1 protein-coding gene is annotated in these 1625 nt (G+C 41.8%); it reads left to right on the forward strand.

The features are described 5' to 3' along the window. Nucleotides 1-1625, forward strand: a 1625-nt coding sequence (locus ACH0CI_RS26950; protein ID WP_406902530.1) for a tandem-95 repeat protein, incomplete at both ends; no start/stop codon positions are given.

A 1625-nucleotide genomic window follows, 5' to 3' on the forward strand; every position in this document is an offset into this window, starting at 1 on the left:
GTGAATACGGATGGAACGTTTAGCTACCAGCCGAACCTGAACTTTAATGGGACGGATCAGTTTACAGTGTTGGTGTCAGATGGTCAAGGCGGTACGGCAGTTTCAACGGTGACGGTAACAGTCACGCCAGTGAATGATGCACCAACGGTGCCGAACTACGCGTTCAGCACGCAGGAAGATAGTCCTGTGGTAGGAGTAGTGGTAGGGACAGATGTGGATGGAAATCCTCTTAGTTATCAGCTACAGGTTGCGCCAGTAAACGGAGTAGCTGTGGTGAATGGAGATGGAACATTTAGCTACCAGCCAAACCTAGATTTTAATGGGACAGATCAATTTACGGTATTGGTGTCAGATGGTCAGGGGGGAACGGCGGTTTCGACCGTTACAATAAACGTAATTCCAGTGAATGACCCTCCAATCACCGCTGATTTAGCATTTACAATTAATGAAGATACACCTCTTACAAATCAAATTCCAGCTTTTGATCCAGATGGGGATCCGTTGACATTTACTTTGCTGAATCCGCCTCCGTCAAATGGAAGTGTTGTATTAGGGGCAAATGGAGTATTTACCTATACACCAAATTTAAATTACAACGGAATGGATACTTTTGGTGTGCTGGTATCAGATGGTAAAGGAGGAACTTCCCTTTCTACTGTGACCTTAACAATAGTGCCTGTAAACGATCCGCCAGTAGGAGGAGATAGAGCTGTTACAACGACCATTAATCTTCCTGTTACAAGCAGCATACCTGCTTCAGACCCTGACAACGTTACTCTAACCTATACTCTTCAACAAAATCCAGATAATGGTGAAGCCGTCATAAATCAAGATGGTACATTCATTTATACACCTAATAACAATTTTATAGGTAATGATCAATTCACCATATTAATAACAGACCCAGAAGGAGCCACTGCACTATCGACTATTTTTGTAACGGTCCTTGAAACAAACGGAACTACAACTTCACAGGATTTGCAAATCTCTACTGATGAAGACACACCAGTAACAAATCAAGTAATTGCTACTAATGTAAATGGAAATCCACTTGTTTACACTATTGAAAACCCACCCATTAATGGAGTAGTAACAATTGATTCTAATACAGGAATATTTACGTATACACCGAATGCAAACTTTAACGGTTCAGATGCTTTTGTAGTATATATAACTGATAACTTAGGAGGAAATGCTACTGCATCAGTTATCGTTACAGTTATTCCAATAAATGATTCTCCAATTGTTCCAAATTATCAGTTGACGACTAACGAAGACACACCTGTAACTTCTATGGTAATTGCAACTGATATTGATGGTAATCAGCTGGATTATTCGTTACAAAATGCTCCAGTGAACGGAATAGTAAACGTAGGGTTAGATGGGATGTATACCTATACACCGAATGCAAACTTTAATGGAACTGACCAATTTACCGTACTAGTAAGCGACGGCCAAGGAGGAACAGCCATCTCCACCATCACGATTACGGTTCTGCCAGTAAATGATCCACCAGTAGGTCCGGTGGTGGTGACGTTGGTTACAACCGAAGATACGCCAGTGTCGAGTCAAATTACAGCGTTTGATCCAGATGGAGAGGTGCTGACGTACAGCTTACAAGATCC

This window comes from Priestia sp. 179-F W1.4 NHS (genome assembly GCF_045369295.1).
Taxonomy (GTDB): Bacteria; Bacillota; Bacilli; order Bacillales; family Bacillaceae_H; genus Priestia; species Priestia zanthoxyli.